This window comes from Achromobacter semiaridum (genome assembly GCF_053543755.1).
Genome location: NZ_JBLVOL010000109.1, coordinates 3,898 through 10,351, shown reverse-complemented (window position 1 = coordinate 10,351; position 6,454 = coordinate 3,898). Strand labels below are relative to the sequence as shown.

The window sequence follows — 6,454 nt, the reverse complement described above, 5'->3', positions numbered from 1 at the left end:
GCGCCTGTCGGCCTTGACTGCGTTACAGCCGGTCGCAGCGAACCGTGATGGGATGGCTGCGCAACGTCGTCATGACGATGTCATCCACCTGACCTTCCACGTCGGTAATCACGTAGCCGATCTGGCCCTTGGTTTGCAGCGTCTGGCTGACGATGTTCAGCCCATGCTGCGCCATCAGGTTGTCCAGCGTGCCCAACGCGCCCGGCGCGTTGCGGTGCACGTGCAGGATGCGCGTGGCGCCGGCCGGTTCCAGGTACGGCAGTTCGGGGAAGTTGACCGCGCCCTTGGTGGTGCCGGCTTGCAGGAAACGCACCAGCTTTTCAGCCACTTCGCGGCCGATGTTCTCTTGCGATTCCTGCGTGCTGCCGCCGATGTGCGGGGTCAGGATGACGTTGGGCATGCCGATCAGCGGGCTGGCCAGGGGCTCGTCGGCGCTCTTGGGTTCGGTCGGGAAGACGTCCAGCGCCGCGCCGGCCAGATGGCCGGACTTCAGTGCCGCGTGCAGCGCGTCGATGTCCACCACCGCGCCGCGCGAGGCGTTGATCAGGATGGACCCGCGACGCATGCGCGCGATGGTTTCCGCGTTCATGATGTTCTCGGTCGACTTGCCGCCCGGCACGTGCAGGGTGACGACGTCGGCCTGTTCCAGCAGCTCGTTCAGCGTGCCGGCCGGGCGCGCGTTGCCCAGCGGCAGCTTGGCTTCCACGTCGTGATACACGACGCGCATGCCCAGGCCTTCCGCCAGCGTGCTGATCTGCGAGCCGATGTTGCCGTAGCCCACGATGCCCAGCGTCTTGCCACGGGTTTCAAAGGCGCCGGCGGCGCTCTTGTCCCAATGGCCCAGATGCACGCGGGCGTTCTTTTCCGGAATCCGGCGCAACAGCAAAATGGCCTCGCCCAGCACCAGCTCGGCCACCGAGCGGGTGTTGGAAAACGGCGCGTTGAACACCGGGATGCCGCGTTGCATGGCCGCGTCCAGGTCGACCTGGTTGGTGCCGATGCAAAAGCAGCCCACCACGCGCAGGTCGGGGCTGGACAGCAGCGTGGCGTCCAGGTGCGTGCGAGAACGGATCCCCGCCACATGCGCGCCGCGCAGGGCGTCGTGCAGCTGCGACGCCGGCAATGCGGCGGCGTGCGTGACGATATCGGTGTAGCCGGCGGCTTCGAAGACCGCGCGGGCGCTCGGATGGATGTTCTCGAACAGGACGATTTTTGCCATGACTGCCAGGGGGGGGTGAGAAGTGCGTTTTATTTATTGTGGCGCATTTTTGCTGCAGTGCAAGGAGTAGCCATTGGGACGGTGTGGATGAATTGTTTCAACGGTAGGTCTCGTACACCCGCGCGCCGCCTTGCTTGTCCACCAGCAGCACGTCGTGGGGGGTTTTGCGCCCGCCGTATTCGGGGCCGTCCATGCCGGGCGATCCCAGCGGCATGCCGGGGGCGGCCAAGCCCGCCGCGTCGGGCTTTTCCAGCAGCAGGCGGCGTATGTCACGTGCCGGCACATGGCCTTCGACCGCATAGCCGTCGACCATCGCGGTGTGGCACGACCCGTAGTCCGCCATGCCCGCGTTGCGGCGGATGGGGCCGGTGTCCTGCACATCGTGCGTGGCCACGGTAAAGCCGTTATCGCGCATGTGCTTGACCCAGTCTTCGCAACAGCCGCAGGTGGGCGTTTTCCAGACCTCGACCTTGACGGGGCCTTGGGCCATGACGAAGGTCGGCGCGCACAGCGCGGCGGCAAGAACAAGGCGAGTCAGGCGGGAAACGTTCATGATGCTCCGATCGGGTAAAGGAAAAAAGTGGGCGCTGTGACGGCGACTGTCACCGTGATGCGACGGCAGCGGCGTTGATGCGGCCACGGCCGTCAAAACCAGAATCGCACGCCGGCCATCAGCGCGGTTTGCGATCGGCTGGCGCCTGCGTCGGACGCGTAGCGCGCCGTCTGGCCGAACTTCCGGTCAAAGGATACGCCGATATACGGGGCGAATTCACGCGTGACTTCGTAGCGCAACCGGAACGACAGCGAGCCTTCGGCCAGCCCCGAACCGACGCCGCGCGCGGGGTCGGCCTTGCCGTACAGGCTGGCTTCGAGTTCGGGCGTGAAGATCAGCCGTTGGGTCAACAACAGGTCGTACTCCGCTTTTAGCGCCAGTGCCGTGCGACCCGATGCACCCACGTAGGCCGTGGTTTCCAGTTCGATGTTGTAGGGCAGCACGCCTTCAATGCCGATGGCGGCCCAGTTGCGCTTGGGGCCGGTGCCGATGTCGCGGCGAGCGCCTAGTTGCAGGTCCCAGAACGGCGAGACGGCGTGGCTCCAGAACGCTTCAACTTTCCCGTCCGAGCCCTCGCCGTTCTCGCGTTCGCCTTCCGATTTGACCAGCAGCCGGTCAGTGGCCGTGCCGAACCAGAAGCGCCCGTCCCATTGCAGCGCGTTCTGGCCATCACGGTTGTGCGACACGCCGAATTTGTCGAACAGCACCTGCCAGGCGGGCATGTCGTCCATCATGTGCGGATGTATGCCGTAGCTGTCGTAGCCGCGCTCGGCCGCGCCATCGCTGGTAGGCAGGCTGCCCACCGGCGGCGCGGCGGGGGGCGTCGGAGCGGCTTGGGGAGGGCCGTCATGCCCCATGTCACCATGGTCCATGTTGGCGTGATCCGTTGCGGCGGGGGCAGGCGCTTGGGCCGCGCCGTGACGCATGCCGGAATGGTCCATCGCGCCGTGATCCATCGCGCCATGATCGACGCCGGCGGGCTGGGCGGACGCGGCCGCCGTGGCCAGCGTCATCGTCAGGGCGCACAGGGCCATCAAAGGGGTAAGGGGTTTCATCATTTACTCCACCACGACCGCTCTGAACATGCCGGCCTCCATGTGATACAGCAGGTGGCAGTGATACGCCCAATGTCCGCGCGCATCGGCGCTGACGCGGTAGCTCAGGCGCTGCGCGGGGTTCAGCGTGATGGTGTGCTTGCGCACCTGGAACGCACCGTCGGGCGATTCCAGATCGCTCCACAGGCCATGCAGGTGAATGGGGTGCGTCATCATCGTGTCGTTCACCAGCACGAAGCGCACGCGTTCCCCGTAGCGCAGCAGGATGGGTTTGGCGTCCGAGAACTTCACGCCGTTGAACGACCACATGTAGCGTTCCATGTTGCCCGTCAGGTGCAATTCGATTTCACGCGAGGGCTCGCGGTTGTCCTCGGGGGGATGCACCGAGTGCAGGTCCGCGTAGGTCAGCACGCGGCGGCCGTTGTCGCGCAAGCCCACGCCAGGGTCGTCCAGGCGCGTGGACACCACGTCCGGCAACATGGAATTACCCACGCCGCGTTCCGTCGGGTACGGGTGCTTGACCGGCACCATGCTGCCTTGCGCGGATGGGGAACCGTGCGGCATGCCGTGCGACGTGCCATGCGACATGCCATGCGACGTGCCATGCGACATGCCCATATCCATCATCCCCAGCAGTTGCACGCGGTCCAGTTCCGGCACCTCGGCCTGCATGCCGGCGCGCGGCGCCAGGGTGGCGCGCGCATAGCCGGAGCGGTCCATGGCCTGCGAGAAAATCGTGTAGGCCCGCTCGTCCTTGGGTTCGACGATGACGTCATACGTTTCGGCCACGCCGATGCGGAATTCCTCGACGTCCACGGGCCGCACGTCCAGCCCATCGGCGGCCACCACCGTCATCTTCAAGCCCGGTATGCGCACATCGAAGTACGTCATTGCCGACCCATTGATGAAGCGCAGCCGCACGCGTTCGCCCGGCTTGAACAGGCCCGTCCAGTTGCCGGCCGGCGTCGCGCCGTTGGTCAGGAAAGTGTAGGTGGCGCCCGACACGTCGGCCAGGTCCGTCGGGTTCATGCGCATCTGTTCCCACATCAGACGCTCGGACAACGCGGCGCCCCAGCCGCGTTGTTGCGCATCGGCCGACAGGCTTTGCACGCTGGGCTGGATGCCGTTGTAGTAGTCGGGCATCACGCGCAGCTTGTTGAAGACACGCATCGGGTCTTCGTCTGTCCAGTCGGACAACAGCACCGTGTAGTCGCGGTCGCAGGCGACGGGGTCCGGATGGCGGGGGTCGATGACGATTGCGCCGTACAGGCCGGTCTGCTCTTGAAAGCCCGAGTGGCTGTGATACCAATACGTGCCGCTTTGGCGCACGGCAAAGCGGTAGGTGAAGGTCTGGCCGGGGTCGATGCCGTTAAAGCTCAGCCCCGGTACGCCGTCCATGTCCGAAGGCAGCAGAATCCCGTGCCAATGGATCGACGTTTGCTCATGCAGCCGGTTGGTCACATGCAGCGTGACGGTGTCGCCTTCGCGCCAGCGCAGAAGCGGCGCGGGCAGCTGGCCGTTGACGATGGTGGCGATGCGGGCAGCGCCGGTGAAGTTCACCGGTGTTTCGCCGATTTCCAGATGGAATTCGGTGCCGCGCAGTTCGGCGGCGGCAGGGGGGGCGGCCAGCGCCGCGCGCCAGGCTCCCAGCGACGCCAAGGCGCCACCGGCGGCAAGGCCCTGTACGAAGCGGCGGCGCGAGACCGCCGCGCGGGGGGTGGCGAAGGGCGTGTCGTGGCCGATACGCGGCATAGCGTCTTTCACAAGAATCCTTGATGGAATGACCGTGATGACACTGTAGGAAGGCGGCGGTGACCCGATCCTGTCGCGTAGATTACGTTTTTGTAATGTTCGACGTCCCGCGCGGCGGATAGCGCTACGCCACGTCGTGCGGAAAATCGGACCGGAATGCCCCCGGTCCGCGCAGCGTGATGCCCACCACGGTGCCGCTGGCGTCCGACGTTGCGTCGACGTCGCCGCCGTGCATGCGGGCGATGGCGCGCACGATGGCCAGGCCCAAGCCATGGCCTTCGCTGCGCGGCGCGCGGCTGGCGCCCGACCGGAAGAATCGGTCGAAGATGCGGGGCAGGTCGGCGGCAGGAATCGGCGTGCCGGGGTTGCGCACTTCGACCCGCGCGCCGCCCGGCACGGCCGAACACAACACCACGATGTCGCCGCCGGCCGGCGTGGCTTTGATCGCGTTGGCGATCAGGTTGGCCAGCGCGCGGCGCACCAGCCCGGCGTTGGCCACCACCTTGGCATCGCCTTCGCAGCGCAGATGCACGCCTTGCTCTTCCAGCATCGCTTCGTAATAGTCCGCCACGCGGCGCGCTTCGGCGGCCAGCGATACCGGCGCCAGATCGGCCGCCAGTTCGCCCCGGTCTGCGCGCGCCAGAAACAGCATGTCGTTGACCAGCGTCTTCAGGTCTTCCAGTTCTTCCAGATTGGACTCCAGCGCGTCGCGCAGCTCGGCGGCATCGCGGGGTGACGACAGCATGACCTGAGTGCCGTTGATCAGCGTGGCCAGCGGCGTGCGCAGCTCGTGCGCCACGTCGGCGTTAAAGCCTTCCATCTGCTGGTATGCCGCTTGCAGCCGCTCCAGCGTACGGTTGAACGATATGACCAGCTCGTGCAGTTCGCGATCGGTGTCGGCCAGCGGCAGGCGATGCGCCAGATTGTCGGGGCGGATGCGGGCGGCCTGCTCGGACAGGCGGCGCGTGGGCGCCATGCTGCGCCGCACGGCCCAGGCCGCCAGCACCACGGTGGCGCCGACCCACAGCGCGCAGATCAGCACCAGCGCCGTGCCGTAGGCATACAGAAATTGTGCGCTGGTGCGGGTGCTGACGGCCACCGTCAGCTGCGCGCCGGGCAGAATTCGGTCGTTCATGGCCACGCGCAGCCCGCGCATGCGGCCGCCATCGGCGCTTTGCAGAACGACTTGCCGGCCGTCCGCCGTTTCCAGGGTGTCGGGCGGGGGCCCGCCGTAGACGGCATGGCCTTGCGCGTCCACGATCCAGATGCCCAGCTGGCCCTGCCCGGCGCGCATCTCGTCGAAGGTGGCGGCCAGGTCGTGCAGGCCGCTGGCGCTGTTCTGCATGTCGATCAGGTGGTCGATCAGTTCAAGCTTGCCGCTGACCTCGGTGATTTCCTGGCGTTCCACTTCGCGCTTCAGCGCCCAGAACAAGGTCGCGCCCGCCAGGCTGGAAACCAGCAACGCGATGGCGCCCAGCAGCAACGTCAGTCGGGCCTGCATGGAGCGGATGCGGGGTGGCCGCGGGCGGGGCGGCGTCATGGAGGCGGCTTCATGGGGCGGCTTCATCGGCGCGGCCGCTCGGCAGCCCGCGTCATGCCGGCAGCGGGTGGCTGCGCGATTCCAGTACATAGCCCATGCCGCGCACCGTGTGCAGCAGCTTGGTGTCGTACGGGTCGTCCAGCTTGCTGCGCAGGCGGCGCACCGCGACGTCGATGACGTTGGTATCGCTGTCGAAATTCATGTCCCACACCTGTTCGGCCAGCGTGGTGCGCGACAGCACCTGGCCCTGGCGGCGCAGCAGCAGGGCCAGCAGGCTGAATTCCTTGGCGGTCAAATCCAGCCGGCGGCCGCCGCGTTGGGCGCGGCGGGGGGGC

Annotated in this window: 6 protein-coding genes; all 6 read right to left on the bottom strand. The window is 66.8% G+C overall.

Annotated elements, in window-relative coordinates; all coding sequences use genetic code 11:
* Positions 1–22 precede the first annotated feature (22 nt).
* Positions 23–1,219 carry a phosphoglycerate dehydrogenase gene (serA, locus tag ACNPP0_RS24035; protein ID WP_448707216.1) on the bottom strand — a complete coding sequence of 399 codons (1,197 nt, stop codon included), beginning with the start codon at positions 1,217–1,219 and terminating at the stop codon, positions 23–25.
* A gap of 97 nt (positions 1,220–1,316) precedes the next feature.
* The gene (locus ACNPP0_RS24030) at positions 1,317–1,772 is read right to left on the bottom strand and encodes a DUF411 domain-containing protein (RefSeq protein WP_332612401.1); all 456 of its coding nucleotides are present in this window, start codon (positions 1,770–1,772) and stop codon (positions 1,317–1,319) included.
* A gap of 92 nt (positions 1,773–1,864) precedes the next feature.
* Complete coding sequence (locus ACNPP0_RS24025; RefSeq protein ID WP_448707215.1) at positions 1,865–2,830, bottom strand: copper resistance protein B; 966 nt, start codon at positions 2,828–2,830, stop codon at positions 1,865–1,867.
* Positions 2,831–4,579, bottom strand: coding sequence for a copper resistance system multicopper oxidase (locus ACNPP0_RS24020; RefSeq protein WP_448707225.1), 1,749 nt, complete (start codon positions 4,577–4,579; stop codon positions 2,831–2,833).
* Between the two features lie 124 nt (positions 4,580–4,703).
* A complete protein-coding gene (locus tag ACNPP0_RS24015) occupies positions 4,704–6,080 on the bottom strand; it encodes a heavy metal sensor histidine kinase (protein WP_332612399.1) in 1,377 nt (458 codons plus the stop codon).
* A gap of 91 nt (positions 6,081–6,171) precedes the next feature.
* Positions 6,172–6,454: winged helix-turn-helix domain-containing protein (locus ACNPP0_RS24010; protein ID WP_448707214.1), on the bottom strand; the 283-nt coding region annotated here is incomplete at its 5' end.